Genomic DNA, 16859 nt, shown 5'->3' with positions numbered 1-16859 from the left:
ACCCAATAAAAAACCCGCATTGCGGGTTTTTTATTGGGCGTGAGTTACGTGCGATTTAGGCCAGTATCAGACAAATATTTTGCTAGCGAGCCAGAAAAGTCCGGCAGACATACAGATCGTCACCGGTAAGGTTAGCACCCAAGCGATCGCGATGTTTTTCACGGTGCTCGACTGTAAACCGCTCTTATTGGCCACCATGGTGCCGGCAACCGCCGATGACAAAATATGCGTCGTTGAAACCGGCATGCCCGTCCAGCTGGCAATCCCAATGGCCAGCGCAGCGGTAATTTGCGCCGCATTGCCTTGGGAATAGGTCATGCCTTTATTGCCGATCTTTTCACCAACGGTGTAGACAATTCGTTTCCAGCCTACCATCGTGCCCAAGCCCAGCGCTAAAGCGACCGCGACAATCACCCATTGCGGCGCGTATTCAGTGGTGGTGGTGAGGTCTTTACGAAATTGATCTAGGCTATGTTTTTCGTGCGAAGTCCAAATCGGCAATTTGCTGACTTTCTTGGCGGTATCATCGACACAAAGTAAGATTCGACGGGTGCTAATGCGCTGTTCCGCACTCAGGTCATTGTATGATTTGACCTTGTTGAGCATGCCATCGAGTGCATTGATTGCGGCATAGGTAACTTCAGGTTTGCATTCAAATTGCGCAGGCAAATCGGTGCTCATCGGGCCTAGATGTAGCGATTGATTGATTTTGTCGGCATGACCCGCATAAAAATCTTTGATATGAATCGCCGCATCACGCGTGCGCTCAATATCATAAATGCTGCTGGTGCGATCGAGCACAAAGTTACCTGGCGCTAAACCTACTAAAACCAACATCACTAAGCCGATGCCTTTTTGTCCATCATTGGAGCCGTGCGCAAAGCTCAAACCCATGGCTGAGGCAATGAGTGTGACGCGAGTCCAAAACGGTGGGTGCTTTTTGCCGTCGATGGCTTTACGCTCGTCGGGGGTGAGGTGCATGTGTGACTGGCTAAAATAGCGTTTGAGTGCGATTAGCAAAATACCGGCCAGAATCATGCCCAGCGCGGGTGAAATCAGCAATGACAGTAAAATGTCGATGGCTTTTTGGGTGTTAATCCCGTGTAACCAATGATTGCCATTCAGCATGGCATGCATAATGCCAACGCCTAAAATCGAGCCAATCAGCGTGTGTGAGCTCGAGGCAGGAATGCCCAGATACCACGTGCCTAAGTTCCAGATAATGGCGGCCGAGAGCAAAGAAAACACCATGATCAAGCCATGGCTGCTATTGACGTTCAGCAGTAGCTCAACGGGTAGCAAATGGATGATGGCGTAAGCGACGCCAAGTCCACCGAGTAATACGCCCAAAAAGTTGAAACAACCGGAAGCAACAACCGCTAAATTCGCCGGCATCGCCTTGGTGTAAATAACCGTCGCTACTGCATTGGCGGTGTCGTGAAAACCATTAATGAATTCGTAAGCCAAAACAAAAAGCAGTGCTAAGGCTAAACTAATGGCCGTAATGGTGTCTAAACCAGTGAATATTTCGGGCATGGTTCAATTGTTACAAAAAGATGATGCGGCGAATTATCGCAGAATATGCTGTATTCCGTTGGCTTGTTTGTGGTGCTAGATCAGAATGATCTCAAAAAAAGGGGCTTTAGCGGCGGATCGTAGGGTGTAGTAAGCGGAGATAGTATGACTATGCATCGCTAACTACGCCTTGATTCACCGCGAAAATCGATTCAGCATGGCGCGAAACCAAACTTCAACCGACCCTAAGAAGAGCAGCTCACTGAAAGCGTACTGGCCCAATCAGGCGGGAGATGGGCGTAATGCTCATTTTCAATTTGTTCATCAAAAGGCTGCGCTAAACACGCGCGTAGGCGCTCGATTTCACTCATGTCGCCTTGATCTTCAGCCTGACGAATGGCGATTTCGGCCAAATGATTTCTTAGAATAAATTTGGGGTTGCAGTTGAGCATTGCGCGGCTGCGCGCAAGGTTTGACTGCGGATCTAGTGCTAAACGCGTGCGATAACGCGTCAGCCAAGCGGCAAAGCCGGTGCGATCCAAAATAAGATCGTGCAATGGTGCGTCATTTTGCTGTGCCATCCAGTGCGACAAGGTGCGCCAAAAATACGTCCAATCGGTTTGCGCGCCTTGCAGCAATTCAAATAAATCGGTGACCAGCGTCCAATCTTCCTCGTGCCAGAGCGTGAGGCCGAGTTTTTGCCGCAGTTGCTCAGCAAAAGCGGTTTCAAACTGAGCTTGGTATTGGCTGAGTGCCGCCAGTAAGTCAGTTTTTGCTATCAGCGGTAATAATGCCTGTCCAAGGCAATGTAAGTTCCATAGCCCGATTTGTGGCTGCTGTTGATACGCGTAGCGACCGGTGTCGTCGGAATGATTGCAAATGTGGCCCGGATTAAACCCGTCGAGAAAGCCGAACGGGCCATAATCTAGCGTGAGGCCAAGGATGGACATATTGTCCGAGTTCATTACGCCATGACAAAACCCTACCGCTTGCCACTGCGCGATGGTGTGCGCGGTTTTTTCGATGATCTGAGCAAACATCGCCAGATAGGGTTGTGCGGCGGCTTGGCATTCTGGGTAGTGGTATTGCAAAGTCCAATCGGCCAGTTGCTGCAACGCTTCGATGTTATTGCGGTAGTACTGATGTTCAAAATGACCAAAACGAACAAAGGTCGGTGCCAGTCGAGTCAATACTGCGGCAGTTTCGCGGGTTTCTCGCCAAATGGATTGCGGTGAGCCACCAATACCCAGTGCCCGAGTTGTTGGTATACCCAGGCCATGCATTGCCTCGCAGCACAAGTATTCACGGATGGTTGAGCGCAATACCGCCCGACCATCGCCGCGACGCGAGTACGGCGTGGGGCCCGCGCCTTTGAGTTGAACTTCCCAAACCCGCTGCTGTGGATCGGTGAGCTCGGCGGTGATGACGGCGCGGCCATCACCCAGTTGACCTGCGTTAATGCCAAATTGGTGGCCAGCATACACGCTGGCAATCGGGGTGGTGTCTTGCGGTGTTTGATTGCCCACTAGATAATCAGCCAGATGTACTTGCTCTTTTTGTGCGGACAAACCAAGCGTCGCTGCTAATGGCGCATTCCATGCCACAACGTTGGCGTTTGCCATGGGCGTGGTGGGTGTTGCACAATAAAAAGACGTTCCTAACGCTTGAAAACGTCGTGCAGGAGGGAGCTGGCCAAGTTGTGTGGGCATGGTTGTATTGTTGAGTAATTTAGTCGGATATTATGCCGCAAAATAAGAAGGTGGATGAGGCAATGAGTGAAAAAATTTCAGTGACCAATGCCATTCGTGTGCTGCGAGCGCATCAGATTACCTATACCGAGCATCTTTATGCGTATGAAGACAAAGGCGGGACTGCGGTGTCGGCGCGAGAGCTTGGCGTGCCAGAGCATTGCGTGATTAAGACATTGATCATGGAAAACGAGAAAAAGCAGCCCGCTGTGGTTTTGATGCATGGCGATTGCGAGGTTTCAACCAAAAATTTGGCGCGAATTTTAGGCTGTAAAACCATGAGCCCTTGTGCGCCAGACGTGGCCAATAAACACAGCGGTTTTATTGTCGGTGGCACTTCGCCATTTGGTACCAAGAAGACAATGCCGGTTTATATGCAAGCTTCAATCGCCGATCTCGATAAAATTTATATCAACGGTGGTCGTCGTGGATTTTTGGTCGGAATGCGTCCTGCCGATTGTGCGCGGGTTTTGCAGCCGCAATGGGTGGACGTGGCCATTGATGCCTATTAATGGTCAAAAAGTTGCTGTAGATCTTGACTCAGACTGTGCTGAGTGCCTGCATCGATTAGGCCGCGTAAGCGATCAATCATGCCGCTGGCGACGCTAATTAAGGCGTAGCGTTCTTTTTTATCGATGTCGGGTTGGGTCTTCAGGTATTTCACAATCGCGTGGCTGGTCGAGAGCATGAGGCGGTTATTGCAGGTGTTTTGTGCTGCTGGCAGCAGTAAATCAATGGCCTCGGTGAACGCCGATTTAAGCATCAACTGTACGCCGGTATTGTTGAGTTCATTCACTTCTTGCCCGACTTGCAAAATATATTCTTTCCACGTTGGCCGCATATTGGCGGCGCTTTCCAGTAGACCTGAAATATGCCGAGTGGTAATAAAACGTTGGCTAATCTGCCGTAGCCATTTATAAGGCGGCGCGTCGCCCGTTGGGGTTTCGCCTTCAACTGTGGCTGGACAAATTAAATCGGCCGCCATAATAAAGCTGGTGGCGATTTCTTGCGTCATCTCCGCGTCACTTAAATGCACTTCGATTTGATTGAGTAATTGCGGTTTGCCTTCGTAAATCGCGGTTGCGATCAGGTCGATGATTCTGTTTTTAACGCTATGGTCTTTTTTGGCGATTTCTTTGACCAAGCGTAGGTATTTTTCTGCGTCGGATGAATTGTTTTCTCGACGGGCGGCGAGTGCCAGCTGCAGTACCGTGTCGGCGCTGAGCGCCGCTGAATTACCGCCACATTTAACGGCTTGCTCAAGTAGTTTTTTCGCCTTGCCGGAGTCGCCGAGCATATTGGCCAAATTGCCGGCTTTTTGCAGTCGGCTGACATTATTGGGCGTCATTGCGAGGCATTTTTCAAATACCGCCATCGCTTGGTCAAGCCGGCCATCGGCCATATACATCGAGGCCAGTTCTTCATACGCGTCGACATATTGCGCGTGCTCAACAATCGCTGCTTGCAAAGTGCCTTCTGCTTGATTTTTTTTGCCTTGCCGTACTAGTGCTTTGGCGAGTCCAAGCTTGGCCCACGGAATCATTCTTTGGCTGAGAATTTCTTCAAACAGCAATCGTGCTTGCTCAAGTTGCCCGGCTTCAAGCAATAAACTAGACAGCAGCCGCATTAAGTCGCTGCGAAAGCCTTCGGCTTTGGGGATGAGTTCTTTGGCGGCAGCAATGGCGCCACTGACGTCATCTTCATTGATTTTGTCGTAGATCGGCTTTAAAAAACGTTTGCGCTTCCACGCTAGCGAGAGGCGTTGAGTTAGTCGTGCACTGGTGAAAGGTTTGATGAGGTAGTCATCCGGGCCAATTTCGGCAACGGCGACGACTTTTTCATACGCCGCTTCAGCGGTGATCATGATCCAAATGGTGTAGAGCGGTAATTCACTGCTTTGGCGTAGTTCTTCCAGTAGCTCTTGGCCATTCATGCCTTCGCCAAAATGGTAGTCACATAACACCACATCGTATTGCGCGTTGCGTAAGCGGCGACGTGTTTCGCCAATGCTGCTGGCGGCATCCACCCGATTGATACCGCATTGAGCGAGGGTCATCCGCAGTGATTGCCGGACGGTGGGCGCATCGTCCGCAATCAATACATGTGCTTGAGAGAAATCATCGGCCATTTCGATCTGACTTTTTAGCTGTAGTAGGCTTACTATCGGCTATTTTGGCCCAAGCTCAAGGCTTGCTGGTGTTTCTGGCAATGAAGTGCACATTGCTGGCTTGGGGGATGGCTAGAAATTAGTCAGCGCTGACAACAGAAAAACGCTTTCGTAACCAGCGAATCGGTGCGCCGATGATGGGGAGTTTTTGCAGTAACTCTTCGGCGGCATCCCAATAGTCGCGATGCAGCGTCACCAAACCAGCCTCATCAAACACTAAATGCGAGCCGCCGACGATTTGATACGGTTTGCCCTTCAGGCTGAATTCAAAAGTCCATGTGACAAATGCTTGCTGATTTTGTGCGATGGTCTCGCCGATGATAAAACGCGGGTTGTCGGTGGTGGCGAACATGTGTTTAAAAATACTTTCAATGGCTGGCACGCCGGTTACTTCATTAAACGGGTCTTTGAATTTGGCGTTTGGCGCGTAAAACTGTTTGGCAAATTGCACCGTCTGTGGCGTGAGTGTGCTGTACCAGTTCAGGAGTGGGATTAAGGTGTTCATGGGGTTTTGACCAAATGAGAGAGCAGCGCAAATCGGCAGCGGTACGGGAGGAGTTGCAATAATTTAAGCACTTGGGTAAAGCGTCGTGGAAAGTGAATTTCAAATTTACCGGCGCTGATGCCACGCCAAATCGCTGTTGCCGCTTGTTCTGGCGTTTGCAGTGCCGGCATCGTGAAGTCGTTTTTGTCGGTCAGATGCGTTTTGACAAAGCCCGGATTTATTAAATACACATTCAAACCTTTGGGGTGTAAATCGCCATATAAAATCTCGGCTAAATTGATCAATGCCGCTTTGGTCGGTCCATATACGCTGGCGTTGGGCAAGCCCATGTAGCCCGCCACACTGGCGATTAAGCCAATGCCGCCACTGCCGCGCGCCATGAGCTCGGGTAATATGGTCGCCAATCCGGCGTACACACTGCCCAAATTAGTTTGCAACGTTTGTGCTGCCGTGGCGGGATTGACTTCCCAGCTGCGCTCAGACCGATAATCGGCGGCGCAAAATACAATGAGATCCACCCCGCCGATTTGCTGCACGATCTGGGTGTAACTGCTTTGCCATGCCGCCGTGTCAAGCACATCAAATGGCACAATCAGCGCTTTAGGATGACTGTTGGCGACTTGCTCAAGCTGTGGTTGGCGTCTCGCCGAGACAATGGCCGTTGCCCCAGCCGCAAGAGCCTGCTGCGCCAACGCCGCGCCAATCCCGCTGGAAGCGCCGATCAACCAGACGCGTTGCCCAGTCCAATTTTGAATCGGACGATTGAGTGGGGCCCACATGATTAGTCTCTTTTCTTAAAAAACAGCGTTACTTGGCCAAGTTCAAAGCCAAATTTTTGCATGCTGGCGCGATTGAGCATGGCTTTGTCGTCAATGAGGAACATCCAGTCGTCAAATTGCACTTCGTAGCTTGTGCCATCCACCGGTAAAAACATCGTGTAGCGCCAATTGAGCGCGTTGCCAGCAACCTTGCCGATCGCTTCGCCTTTCACATCATCCGCCGTGCCGCGCCAAGAACCATCGGCGGCTTGGCTTAGCGTCCAAATTCGCTGCTGCGTCGTGCCATCGTCGTATTTAAATTGCTCGTCGAGCACCAGTTTGCCGTTGTGGTGCGTGCCGGTGATTTCCACATGAAAACGCTTGACCACCTCGCCGCTGCGTTTTTGAAACATCCCCCAAGCATCGGTTTTGCCGACAAAGTAATGCACTAAATCGAGTTTGGGTTCGGCCTTTTGGTATTGCGCGACATCGGGCGACGCGCAGGCAGTCAACAAACCACACAATGCGGCGATGATGGATTTTTTCATGATGAAACTCCTGCGGGGTCAGTTTTGATTCGAGTGAGCAGCCAAAAAGCCGCCAATTTAAATGCACACGGCACACCAGCATAAACCCAAGCCAGTGCTGATCCTGCGGGCGAGCCGGGTTGATAATCCAGTGCCGCCAAGGCGGGAAGGGCTAAGCCCGATAAGGCCAGCGCTAATTTGCCGAGTAAAGTCCAAACGCCAAAATAACTGGCGGGGGAGCTGTCTTGGCGGATTAGTTGGGCCAACAGCACCGGTGGCAAGGCCAAATCCGCACCCAGCGCCAGTCCTGCCGCAATGCAAACCATGAAATACGCAACGATATCGCCCGCGCCCAAAGTGGCCGCACCGCAAAATGCCAAAATCGCCAACACCATGCCCCAGCGCCAAGCGCACAGCACGCCGATTTTCTTGGCCGCCATCACCCATAACGGCAAGCCAATCGCAGCGGCAATAAAGTAGCTGGCTAAAAATGCACCCGCATACGCCGGCGCTTGCAAGCGGTCGTTAATGAAAAACAGCGCCAACGTCGATGGGATGGCGACGGAAATGGCATTCAAAAAATAGGGCAGTAAGAGTTGGCGAAAGCCTTGATGTGCCTGCATTAAAGCCCACGTGGCGTGCCAACTTGGCGCTGTTGCACTTGCTTTGGCGCGTTGCCATGCTGGAGCAAATTTCAGTAATACCAACACCGCCAGCAGTAAGATGGCAGCAAAAGCCAGGCTGTAGCCGGTTAAGTCGCGGCTCATCGTTGCGACGGGGCGGCTCATCAGCCAGCTTGGAATCACGCTGGCTAAAATCACGCCCAACAAGCCTGCGCCTTCGCGCCATGCCGCCGCGCCGAGTGGCCCTTGCTCGTTACTTGCGGAACCGGCATCAATGCGTGCGCCCCACGTTAAATAGGCGATATTGAGCATGCTGTGCGCGGTATAGGCTGCAATCAGCATTGCAGCAAGCCATAGCGACAGATACATCGTATTGGTAGTGGGCACTGGCGGTAGCCATAAGCCGAGAAATGCCAAAGCTAAAACCGCTGCGCTACCCCAAAACCACGTACTGATATTGCCATTGAGTCGGTCAATCCAACGCCCAAGCAGTGGGTCTTGAAAGGTGTCGACTAAACGCGCCAAAAATAACACCCAGCCGGTTAACCCCAAGGCCAAACCCAATTGCCCACTGTAATACGCCGGGATTTGTACATAGACCGGCAAGGCGGCCATCGCGAGGGGCAGACCAAGTAGACCGTAACTGGCATAAGCGACTGGGCGGATGGCGTTCATGGCGAATTGCCTAAAAGCTGTGCACGTAAATCTTTGTCTTTGCTGCGCGCATCAAACCAAATGGCAAAAAACGCTTTGGCAAACTCGGGGTCGCGAATCTCGGCCAGCAATTGATTCTGATTATAAAAACGCGCGCCTTGATTGGGGATGAAGACGCCAATCAATTGATCACCCGCTTTGACGTCGGTAAACGCGCGGCCCATTTCGCCTTGCCAGCGTTTGAGCGTTTCGGCGCTGTAGCGCGAGCCAGATAGGCGTTCAATTTCATCCAAGCTGGTTTCAACAAATTGCGCGCGGCTGATATTGCGGTGATACGTCAGCTCCAAAGCAAACGGCGCATTGAGGTCAAACGGCTTTTTTTCGCTCCACAGTTTGGCGGTGTAAATCCGCAGTCCGAACCAGCGCAAATCGCCGCTGCCGATGGTTTGCGCTTGCGGTAGATGATCGCGCCATGTGGCAGCTTGTGCGGGTATTGCCATGCAAAGCAACATAGTCATGGCACACAATGATATACCCACAAATAAATGCGGCTTAGTCTTTGTGTAATAAGAATTGTACGACATCGGTTTTCCCCCCATCAAAACCCGCTTCACAATAGGCAAAATACAATCGCCAAATCCGCATAAATCGTTCATCAAAGCCTTGCGCATGGATGGCGGGTTTCTCTTGCTCCCAAGCGGCGCGCCAACGGCGCAAGGTTTCGGCGTAATCGCGGCCAAAGTGATATTGATCAAGGGTGGCAAGGCCAGCTTGACTGGCTTTTTGGTTAAAGCGCTCTGGGCTAGGTAACATGCCGCCGGGGAAAATATATTGCTGGATAAAATCGGTACTGCTGCGATAGCGCTCAAACGCCGATTCGGCAATGGTGATGGTTTGGATTAAGGCTTTGCCGCCCGATTTGAGGCGTGCGGCGACGGTTTTGAAATATTCGGGCCAGAATCGTTCGCCAACGGCTTCAAACATTTCGATTGACACAATCGCGTCGTATTCGCCTTGCAAGTCGCGGTAGTCGCAGATTTCCAGTTGTGCCAGTTCAGCCAAATCTTGCTGGGCAATTCGCGCTTGGGCGATGGCCAGTTGCGCCGGTGAAATCGTCACGCCGTGGACATGAATACCCAGTCGCGCCGCATGTTCGGCAAAACCGCCCCAGCCACAACCGATTTCCAGTACGCGGCTACCAGCGCGCAACCCGAGCACGTCGATAATGCGTTGGTATTTGGCGGTTTGTGCGCTGTGCAGCGATTGCGCGTAATCGCCGTGAAAAATCGCACTCGAATAAGTCCAGCTTGGATCAAGCCAGCGTTGGTAAAAATCATTGCCAATATCGTAGTGCGCATGGATATTGCGGCGGCTGCCTTCGCGAGTATTGGGGCGTAGCCAATGCTTGATGCGGTACCACAAAGTGGCGAGTTTGCCGCCAAACACCATTTGATCCAGCGCCGCTTCGTTGCGTAGCGCCAAATTGAGCACCGCAGTCAGGTCTGGGCTATCAATCCAACCGGCTTCGTAGCTCTCGGCAAAGCCAATGTCACCCGCCCGCAAGATGCGGCTGCACGCGCGCCAGTCGTTCACTTGCAAGGTGGCCGATGGCGGCTGATGCAAGTTGCCGAACATCAGATGCGTGCCTTCGGGCGTAATGAGCTGCAAATGGCCATGCTGCAATCGGCCAAGTAGATTTAAAAACAGTTTGGCCGCGGTCGGGGCGCTGCGCGAAATAGTTTGAATAACTTGAGTTTGATTCATGATGTCAGCTCCGATGCTTGCGCGGCGACTTTGTTGGCGATGGGGTGGATTGAAGTGCTCAATTCAATAGTCGGCGGGGCGGGTTTGCTAAAAAACGGCACCCGTTTGCGCCATAAATGCAGTGCTTGCCAGTGAATTCGAGCGAATACGCCCAGTGTTAATAAGGGCTGCGCCAATAGGGCGCGCCACAGTGTTTGGCGATTGAGGTCGGCGCGTTGGCCGCCGACGGCGGTTTTAATCAGTAGACCGTCGCCATCAAAATAATCAATGCCGACCCAAGCGGTTTTTGCCGTGTCACGAAAGCCAAATTGATAGTGGCCTTGCACTTCGCAAAACGGTGATACGTGCATCATCTTGATACATTCAAGGCGGGTATCGGCTGCTATGCATTGCTCATCATGGGCTGCAATTAAATACTGGTGCGTTTCACCAAAGGTGTTGTTGACTTCAGCAAGCACCGCGCGCAAACCGCCTTCGCGGTCGTAGCAATACCAAAAACTCACTGGATTAAATACAAAACCCAAAACGCGTGGAAACGTGTGTAGCCAGATTTCGCCGTCCGCCGTGATGCCGTTTTTCGCCAGCACATCCCGCATCCAGTGTTCTAAATCGCTGCCATCTTTGGGGCCGTAATCTTGGGTGTAAATCGCCACGGGCCGCCAGCGATTTAGGCCAAAACCACTTACGTTAATATCGCCCAAGCGCGCTAAATTCAGGCGCAGGCAAAACACCGGATACACAAAGCGGTTTTGGGCTGGGCGGAAACGCTGGTGCATCACTTGCCCGCGAATGATCTGCGCGGGTGCGTTCATGGCAAACTCGTCCAAGTTGGGGCGAGGTCAAAATCGCGGGCTACGCGCAATGCTGATTTCAAGCCGTCTTCATGAAAGCCATAGCCGGTCCACGCGCCAGCAAACCAAGTGCGGTTTTGGCCTTGGATGGTCTGCAGCTGCGCTTGCGCGGCAATCGCCGCGTGATCAAATCCTGGGTGTTGATATTCAAACTGCGCCAATACCGTGTCTGGCGCTGGTGGCGTAAAGGGATTAAGGGTGACGACCACCGGAGTGGTAAAAGGCAGGTTTTGCAATTGATTGAGTAAATAGCTGACGCAGACTGGGCGTTGCCCGTCAATATTGGCGCCGCCAAGGTAATTCCACGCTGACCAGACTTTTTTAAGTTTGGGTAATTGCTGCGGGTCGGTGTGCAAGACGGCTGTATTGGCTTGGTAACGCACCGCTGACAGTAGCGTGGTTTCAGCTTCGCTGGCGTCACTCAATATGGCGAGGGTGTCGGGGGCGTGGGTGGCAAACACCACCGCGTCAAATTGTTCTGCGCCCATGCTGGTGTGTACCATCACGCCGTCGGCGAGGCGCTCGACGTGCAATACCGGCGTTTGCAGGCGGATGTCGGTCAAAGTGGCGGCGATTTTGCGCACATATTCTCGCGCACCACCTTGCACGGTTTGCCATTGCGGCCGATCGTTTACTTGTAGTAGCGCGTGATTAAGGCAAAAGCGCAAAAAGGTCGAGGCAGGAAATTCTAAAATATCGTTGGGTGAGCTTGACCAAATCGCTGCTGCCATCGGCAGTAAATACGCATCGCGAAAGGTTTCGCCGTAATTGCCACTGGCAAGTAGCTGACCTAAGGTGGCTTGACTTTGTAAACAGGCGGCTAAGTTTTCATGGGCAGCGGCGTTAAAGCGAAAAATATCGCGTAGCATGCCAATAAATGATGGCGAGAGCAGTCGGCGGCGCTGTGCAAATACGGTATCAAGGTTGGTGCCCGCCCATTCCAGCTCACCGCCATCCAGTGAAACACCAAATGACATATCCGTGCCGTAGGTATTGACCCCCAGCTCAGCAAACAAGGCGATTAGATTCGGATACGTCGCTTGGTTGAACACCAAAAATCCCGTATCCACTGGATGCGTTAGGCCTTCGACTGTGATGTCGACCGTATTGGTGTGCCCGCCAAGGTATTGCCCAGCTTCAAACAGCACCACATCGTGGGCGCGACTTAAAAAGTAGGCGCTGGCCAAGCCAGAGATGCCGGAGCCAATCACTGCAATGCGTTGCCGCGCTGAATTCATTATTTACCCTGCCGTTCGTCATCATGAATGGTGTATGTTTTTCTACTTAGATGTTAAGATTACTACTAACTTAAAATAATATCTACTAATTAGTAGCGGAAATTTACCGATGAGTATCTTTAGCAAATTAAGCTTCAAAGACCAAGCCTTTAAATTGCGTGAAAACGCGATTTTAGATGCGACAACGACCATTCTTGGCACCAAGGGCTACGATTTGATGACGATGGACGATGTGGCCAATGCAGTCGGTATTTCTAAGCCGAGTTTATATAAGCATTTCAAATCAAAAGAAGATTTAGTCGGGGAAGCTTTGATCCGTTTGATCGACGGTGCAGTCGATTTTTTGGCGCAATTAGATAGCGCGCTAAAGCCGATTGAGCAATTAACGGCCTTGCTGGAGTGGGCACTGCGGGTTCGTTTGGAGGGGGGGATGCCGTTTTTGCCGTCAACGAGCGCGCATGTGCGAGAAATGCTGATGCGTAATTTGAAATATATTACGCGCGTGCTCAAGCTGAACGGTCAAATCGAAAAGCTGGTGCTGGCGGCACAAAAAAGTGGCGATCTCAATCCTGAGTTGCCTAGCGATGTGATTTTATTTAGTTTTTATTCGCGCACTTGTGATCCAGCGGTCGAGTATCTGCAAAAATTTAGCAAAATGGATAACGAAGCCATCGTCATGCATATATTGCAAGTGGCTTTAGGTGGGCTGCGCCCTACAGTGGCGGCGTAAATACAAAAAACCCCATAAACCTAAGTTTTATGGGGTTTTGCATCTTGCTGTTTTTACTGATGGTGCCCAAGAGAAGACTCGAACTTCCACACCCTTGCGGGCGCTAGGACCTGAACCTAGTGCGTCTACCAATTCCGCCACCTGGGCATTTCTGATACAGTGTGTAAAGAAGTTGAAAAGTTGGTGCCCAAGAGAAGACTCGAACTTCCACACCCTTGCGGGCGCTAGGACCTGAACCTAGTGCGTCTACCAATTCCGCCACCTGGGCTCTTCAACTGCGCTACAATAACGCGGCGCCACTTACAGAAGGGCGCAATAATATTCAAACCTAGAAATGGTGTCAATAAAAAACTATGAAAAAAACGGTTCCGATGGATAAATTTCAAAATGATCAAAATGAGAAATCCCCAGCGAAGAAACCTGTGCGAGCCAAAAAACTAAAAGGTTTGCGAGCACAAGATCCTTATTTGGCGCGTGAACGCGAGCGCTATGAAAACCCATTGCCGTCGCGCGAATTTATTTTGCAAGTGTTAGAGCAGCATGGCGCGCCGATGTCGGCGTTTGATTTGGCGAAGCAATTAGATATTTTATTGGTTGAAGAGGTCGCATTTGAGCGACGTCTACAGGCAATGGGCCGTGAAGGCCAATTACTGATTAATCGGGCCGGCGCTTTATGCTTGCCAGAAAAAGTAGATTTAATTCCCGGTAAAGTACAAGGCCACCCGGATGGTTTTGGCTTTTTGATTCCGGATGATGGCAGCGATGATTTATTTCTTGGCCCTAAAGAAATGGACAAAGTACTGCATGGCGATCGCGTACTGGCGCGCAAAATTGGCGTTGATCGTCGTGGTCGTCCCGAAGGGGCGATTGCTGAAGTGCTTGAGCATGTTAATTTACGTCTGGTCGGCCGCTTGCATTGCGAGCGTGGCGTGTTTTTTGTAACAGCTGAAGACAAGCGAATTAGCCGTGATATTCAAATCGAACCATCAGGCTGTGGTGCTGCGCAAGTGGGGCAGGTGGTGATGATTGAGATGCTGACTCAGCCATCGCGTTATACCCAGCCAGTGGCACGCGTGACCGAAGTGCTTGGTAATTATGATGATCCGGGTATGGAAATTGAAATTGCCCTGCGTAAACATAATTTACCGCATGTGTTTTCGGCTGAGGCGGAAGCATTAGCGCGCAAAATGCCAAAAAAAGTCCGCAAACTGGATTGGAAGCCAGAAAACGGGGTTGAGCGGATTGATTTACGCGATATGCCGTTGGTGACTATCGACGGTGAAACGGCCAAAGACTTTGACGACGCGGTGTATGCCGAGAAGAGCGGCAAGGGCTGGCGTTTGGTGGTGGCGATTGCCGATGTGAGTCATTACGTGCGTCCGGATGATGCTTTGGATTTAACCGCGATTGAGCGCGGCAATTCGATTTATTTTCCGCGCCGTGTGATTCCGATGTTGCCCGAGCAAATCTCAAACGGCCTTTGTTCGCTCAATCCAGATGTTGAACGCCTGTGTATGGTGTGTGACATGAAAGTGAGCGCAAAAGGTGCGATTAAGGGCTATCAATTTTATCCGGCGGTGATGCTCTCTAAGGCACGATTTACCTATACCAAGGTATGGGATATCTTGCAAAACCCCGCTGGTGAAGTCGCGCAGCAATATACCCAGCAAATACCGCATTTGCAGACGCTATACGCGCTGTTTCAAGCGTTTGCCAAAGCCCGTGCCGAGCGCGGGGCGATTGACTTTGAAACCACTGAAACTGAAATGCGTTTTGATGACAAAGGCAAAATCAGCGAAATCGTCCCCGTGGTGCGAAATGACGCACATAAATTGATCGAAGAATGCATGTTGGCGGCCAATGTCTGCGCGGCCGATATTTTACTGAAAAAAGAACATCCCGCTTTATACCGCGTGCACGAAGGCCCAACGCCCGAGAAGCTGAAAAATCTGCGTGAATATTTGAAAACTGTGGGCTTGAGTTTGGGCGGCGAAGAAGACCCAACCGCCAGCGACTATGCCAAATTACTCAATTCATTCAAAGATCGTTTGGATGCGCCGCTCTTGCAAACGATGCTACTGCGTAGTTTGTCGCAGGCGGTGTATAGCCCAGATAATGCGGGCCATTTTGGATTGAGTTATGAGGCTTACGCGCATTTTACTTCGCCAATTCGCCGTTATCCGGATTTATTGGTGCATCGGGCGATCAAGGCGATATTGGCTGGCAAGAAATATAAGCCAGCAATGAAGTGGGAAGCTTTGGGGGTGCAGTGCTCAATGACTGAGCGCCGTGCTGATGAGGCAAGTCGTGACGTACAAAACTGGCTCAAATGCTACTTTATGCAAGATAAAGTCGGTGAAGAGTTTGAAGGCTCAGTATCGGCGGTAACCGGTTTTGGGATGTTTGTTTTGCTCGATAAGGTGTATGTCGAGGGCTTGGTGCATGTTTCTGAGCTCGGTACTGATTACTTTCATTATGATGAAAAACGCCGCGAGTTAAAGGGTGAGCACAGCGGTAAGGTGTATCGCTTAACCGATCGCGTTAAGGTGCGTGTGGCGCGGGTTGATTTAGAGACCAGTAAAATTGATTTTGTGCTGGTGCTGGATGCTGCGGAGCGAGAGCGTCAATCTAAACCCGGTGCGCCAAGATCGAATCGAGCGCGTGGTGGCGATAAAACGCCGGCGCGAAGTGGTACACGTTCGGCACTTAGGTCGCCTGCTGTGGCTAAGCCAGAAAACCAAGCCAAATCGGCGGCTGCGCCAGTTGCAACGGGTAAGCCCGCTGCACGTCGGCGTCGCCGCTAATTCAAATAGCCAGTCCTTTAGGGGCTGGCTATTGGCTATTGGCTATTTTGTATTGACTTGATTTTGCCGGCAGTGCCTTGCCACTATCCAGTATTGACGCAGCAGATATCGTGTTTTAGCTGCTGGTGAGTTTGTTGAGTAGCTGCTGCTGCTGGTGATTTAATGCCAGTAATTGAAATTGGTGGCGAAAAACACTGATATGACCAATTAGGGCGCTATTAATAAATTTCCCTGTTAAATCAAGTGTGTTTTTGGTGCTTTCCATTCCAAGGTATTCGTGAACTTCAAGCATTAAACGTGCTTCACAGCCGGCTTTGAATTCGGTTGCTGAAATTAAAGTTAATATATCGGCATTGGCTTCGGTGATTTTTCCTTCGAAGGCTTGTGTGTGATGCTTAGGTATAATTGCAGCACGCCAACGAACGAATTTGCGTTTAGAATTGGATGGATTGATTGCATTTTGCGGCATGAATTAAATGATTACCAAAATAAATAATGACATAAGAACTGAGCTAGTCTAAAGCCAATAGGTCTGATTTGGCTTGTTATTATTGAAATTGGGATTAAAACTGACTTATTTTGGAGTAATGTATGTTTATTGTGGACCGTTCTGCTGCGATTATTCGCCCTAAGCTGGCATTTTTGAATTGGTTAAATCAATTGCCAGATAATGATGTGGTGTTAACGCTCGATGAAATTAGAACGGATTGTACTGTACTGATGGTGCCAGAAGCTGCCGAGCCAGAAGATGCTATTGCGTATATTGATGAAATCGCCGATAAAATTTTTGCGATGGAATTGGCGTCGTGGGTCATTGATGAGGCTTTGTGGCCAGAAAAACGAAATTTAAAATTGTTTTGGGAATGGTTTGATGTAGAAATTCATCTTGGCGTGATGGATGCGGTTGCTGAAGAAATTCATAATACACCGGCAGATCATAGCTATCATTAATTGCAGTGACTTTTATATGAGGTT

General features: G+C 50.7%; 16 protein-coding genes and 2 tRNA genes. 4 read left to right on the top strand and 14 right to left on the bottom strand.

Features of this window, described 5'->3' with window-relative positions:
* Positions 1 to 66 precede the first annotated feature (66 nt).
* Together LG219_RS02830 and LG219_RS02825 are read right to left on the bottom strand one after the other, a co-directional pair.
* The gene (locus LG219_RS02830) at positions 67 to 1536 is read right to left on the bottom strand and encodes an inorganic phosphate transporter (protein ID WP_226763027.1); all 1470 of its coding nucleotides are present in this window, start codon (positions 1534 to 1536) and stop codon (positions 67 to 69) included.
* Positions 1537 to 1760: 224 nt separating this feature from the next.
* Positions 1761 to 3224, bottom strand: a complete 1464-nt coding sequence (locus LG219_RS02825) for a protein adenylyltransferase SelO (protein ID WP_226763026.1) — start codon at positions 3222 to 3224, stop codon at positions 1761 to 1763.
* Positions 3225 to 3286: 62 nt separating this feature from the next.
* On the opposite strand from LG219_RS02825, the gene ybaK reads away from it, so the two are divergent.
* Positions 3287 to 3775, top strand: coding sequence for a Cys-tRNA(Pro) deacylase (gene ybaK, locus LG219_RS02820; protein WP_226763025.1), 489 nt, complete (start codon positions 3287 to 3289; stop codon positions 3773 to 3775).
* Here ybaK and LG219_RS02815 read toward each other — a convergent pair.
* The 9 genes from LG219_RS02815 to LG219_RS02775 all read right to left on the bottom strand — a co-directional run bounded on the left by LG219_RS02815 (position 3772) and on the right by LG219_RS02775 (position 12350).
* Complete coding sequence (locus LG219_RS02815; RefSeq protein ID WP_226763024.1) at positions 3772 to 5391, bottom strand: response regulator; 1620 nt, start codon at positions 5389 to 5391, stop codon at positions 3772 to 3774. The genes ybaK and LG219_RS02815 overlap by 4 nt on opposite strands.
* Before the next feature lie 118 nt (positions 5392 to 5509).
* A complete protein-coding gene (locus LG219_RS02810; protein WP_226763023.1) occupies positions 5510 to 5935 on the bottom strand; it encodes a nuclear transport factor 2 family protein in 426 nt (141 codons plus the stop codon).
* Positions 5932 to 6714, bottom strand: a complete 783-nt coding sequence (locus tag LG219_RS02805; protein ID WP_226763022.1) for an SDR family NAD(P)-dependent oxidoreductase — start codon at positions 6712 to 6714, stop codon at positions 5932 to 5934. Before LG219_RS02805 ends, LG219_RS02810 begins: the two co-directional genes overlap by 4 nt.
* 2 nt (positions 6715 to 6716) lie before the next feature.
* Positions 6717 to 7241 carry a DUF3833 domain-containing protein gene (locus tag LG219_RS02800; RefSeq protein ID WP_226763021.1) on the bottom strand — a complete coding sequence of 175 codons (525 nt, stop codon included), beginning with the start codon at positions 7239 to 7241 and terminating at the stop codon, positions 6717 to 6719.
* The gene (locus LG219_RS02795) at positions 7238 to 8518 is read right to left on the bottom strand and encodes an MFS transporter (RefSeq protein ID WP_226763020.1); all 1281 of its coding nucleotides are present in this window, start codon (positions 8516 to 8518) and stop codon (positions 7238 to 7240) included. The genes LG219_RS02800 and LG219_RS02795 overlap by 4 nt, the downstream gene beginning before the upstream one ends.
* Positions 8515 to 9015: a chalcone isomerase family protein gene (locus LG219_RS02790; RefSeq protein ID WP_226763019.1), complete on the bottom strand. Its 501-nt coding sequence runs from the start codon at positions 9013 to 9015 to the stop codon at positions 8515 to 8517. The genes LG219_RS02795 and LG219_RS02790 overlap by 4 nt, the downstream gene beginning before the upstream one ends.
* A 34-nt stretch (positions 9016 to 9049) precedes the next feature.
* Complete coding sequence (locus LG219_RS02785) at positions 9050 to 10261, bottom strand: SAM-dependent methyltransferase (protein ID WP_226763018.1); 1212 nt, start codon at positions 10259 to 10261, stop codon at positions 9050 to 9052.
* Entirely contained in the window at positions 10258 to 11073 is an 816-nt protein-coding gene (locus LG219_RS02780; protein ID WP_226763017.1) for a DUF1365 domain-containing protein, read from the bottom strand. Before LG219_RS02780 ends, LG219_RS02785 begins: the two co-directional genes overlap by 4 nt.
* Positions 11070 to 12350: an NAD(P)/FAD-dependent oxidoreductase gene (locus LG219_RS02775; RefSeq protein ID WP_226763016.1), complete on the bottom strand. Its 1281-nt coding sequence runs from the start codon at positions 12348 to 12350 to the stop codon at positions 11070 to 11072. The genes LG219_RS02780 and LG219_RS02775 overlap by 4 nt, the downstream gene beginning before the upstream one ends.
* Positions 12351 to 12459: 109 nt before the next feature.
* Here LG219_RS02775 and LG219_RS02770 point away from each other — a divergent pair, with 109 nt between their 5' ends.
* Entirely contained in the window at positions 12460 to 13080 is a 621-nt protein-coding gene (locus LG219_RS02770) for a TetR/AcrR family transcriptional regulator (protein WP_226763015.1), read from the top strand.
* Positions 13081 to 13140: 60 nt separating this feature from the next.
* On the opposite strand, the gene LG219_RS02765 is transcribed toward LG219_RS02770, so the two are convergent.
* Both LG219_RS02765 and LG219_RS02760 read right to left on the bottom strand, forming a co-directional pair.
* Positions 13141 to 13227 (bottom strand) — tRNA-Leu (locus LG219_RS02765).
* A 34-nt stretch (positions 13228 to 13261) separates the two neighbouring features.
* A tRNA-Leu gene (locus LG219_RS02760) sits at positions 13262 to 13348 on the bottom strand.
* An 85-nt stretch (positions 13349 to 13433) separates the two neighbouring features.
* On the opposite strand from LG219_RS02760, the gene rnr reads away from it, so the two are divergent.
* Positions 13434 to 15884 carry a ribonuclease R gene (gene rnr, locus LG219_RS02755; protein ID WP_226763014.1) on the top strand — a complete coding sequence of 817 codons (2451 nt, stop codon included), beginning with the start codon at positions 13434 to 13436 and terminating at the stop codon, positions 15882 to 15884.
* Between the two features lie 115 nt (positions 15885 to 15999).
* Here rnr and LG219_RS02750 read toward each other — a convergent pair whose 3' ends face one another.
* Positions 16000 to 16353, bottom strand: coding sequence for a hypothetical protein (locus tag LG219_RS02750; protein ID WP_226763013.1), 354 nt, complete (start codon positions 16351 to 16353; stop codon positions 16000 to 16002).
* 122 nt (positions 16354 to 16475) lie between these two features.
* Here LG219_RS02750 and LG219_RS02745 point away from each other — a divergent pair, with 122 nt between their 5' ends.
* Positions 16476 to 16835 carry a hypothetical protein gene (locus tag LG219_RS02745; protein WP_226763012.1) on the top strand — a complete coding sequence of 120 codons (360 nt, stop codon included), beginning with the start codon at positions 16476 to 16478 and terminating at the stop codon, positions 16833 to 16835.
* The last annotated feature ends 24 nt before the right edge of the window (positions 16836 to 16859 follow it).

This window comes from Deefgea salmonis (assembly GCF_020531905.1).
Classification (GTDB): Bacteria; Pseudomonadota; Gammaproteobacteria; order Burkholderiales; family Chitinibacteraceae; genus Deefgea; species Deefgea salmonis.
The sequence above is the reverse complement of the archived record's forward strand: the minus strand, read 5'-3'. Positions and strand labels throughout refer to the sequence as shown.

Excerpts from the sequence above, each read along its gene's own strand:
- LG219_RS02830 (WP_226763027.1), bottom strand. The coding sequence starts at position 1,536 with ATGCCCGAAATATTCACTGGTTTAGACACCATTACGGCCATTAGTTTA.
- LG219_RS02825 (WP_226763026.1), bottom strand. The coding sequence starts at position 3,224 with ATGCCCACACAACTTGGCCAGCTCCCTCCTGCACGACGTTTTCAAGCG.
- ybaK (WP_226763025.1), top strand. The coding sequence starts at position 3,287 with ATGAGTGAAAAAATTTCAGTGACCAATGCCATTCGTGTGCTGCGAGCG.
- LG219_RS02815 (WP_226763024.1), bottom strand. The coding sequence starts at position 5,391 with ATGGCCGATGATTTCTCTCAAGCACATGTATTGATTGCGGACGATGCG.
- LG219_RS02810 (WP_226763023.1), bottom strand. The coding sequence starts at position 5,935 with ATGAACACCTTAATCCCACTCCTGAACTGGTACAGCACACTCACGCCA.
- LG219_RS02805 (WP_226763022.1), bottom strand. The coding sequence starts at position 6,714 with ATGTGGGCCCCACTCAATCGTCCGATTCAAAATTGGACTGGGCAACGC.
- LG219_RS02800 (WP_226763021.1), bottom strand. The coding sequence starts at position 7,241 with ATGAAAAAATCCATCATCGCCGCATTGTGTGGTTTGTTGACTGCCTGC.
- LG219_RS02795 (WP_226763020.1), bottom strand. The coding sequence starts at position 8,518 with ATGAACGCCATCCGCCCAGTCGCTTATGCCAGTTACGGTCTACTTGGT.
- LG219_RS02790 (WP_226763019.1), bottom strand. The coding sequence starts at position 9,015 with ATGACTATGTTGCTTTGCATGGCAATACCCGCACAAGCTGCCACATGG.
- LG219_RS02785 (WP_226763018.1), bottom strand. The coding sequence starts at position 10,261 with ATGAATCAAACTCAAGTTATTCAAACTATTTCGCGCAGCGCCCCGACC.
- LG219_RS02780 (WP_226763017.1), bottom strand. The coding sequence starts at position 11,073 with ATGAACGCACCCGCGCAGATCATTCGCGGGCAAGTGATGCACCAGCGT.
- LG219_RS02775 (WP_226763016.1), bottom strand. The coding sequence starts at position 12,350 with ATGAATTCAGCGCGGCAACGCATTGCAGTGATTGGCTCCGGCATCTCT.
- LG219_RS02770 (WP_226763015.1), top strand. The coding sequence starts at position 12,460 with ATGAGTATCTTTAGCAAATTAAGCTTCAAAGACCAAGCCTTTAAATTG.
- rnr (WP_226763014.1), top strand. The coding sequence starts at position 13,434 with ATGAAAAAAACGGTTCCGATGGATAAATTTCAAAATGATCAAAATGAG.
- LG219_RS02750 (WP_226763013.1), bottom strand. The coding sequence starts at position 16,353 with ATGCCGCAAAATGCAATCAATCCATCCAATTCTAAACGCAAATTCGTT.
- LG219_RS02745 (WP_226763012.1), top strand. The coding sequence starts at position 16,476 with ATGTTTATTGTGGACCGTTCTGCTGCGATTATTCGCCCTAAGCTGGCA.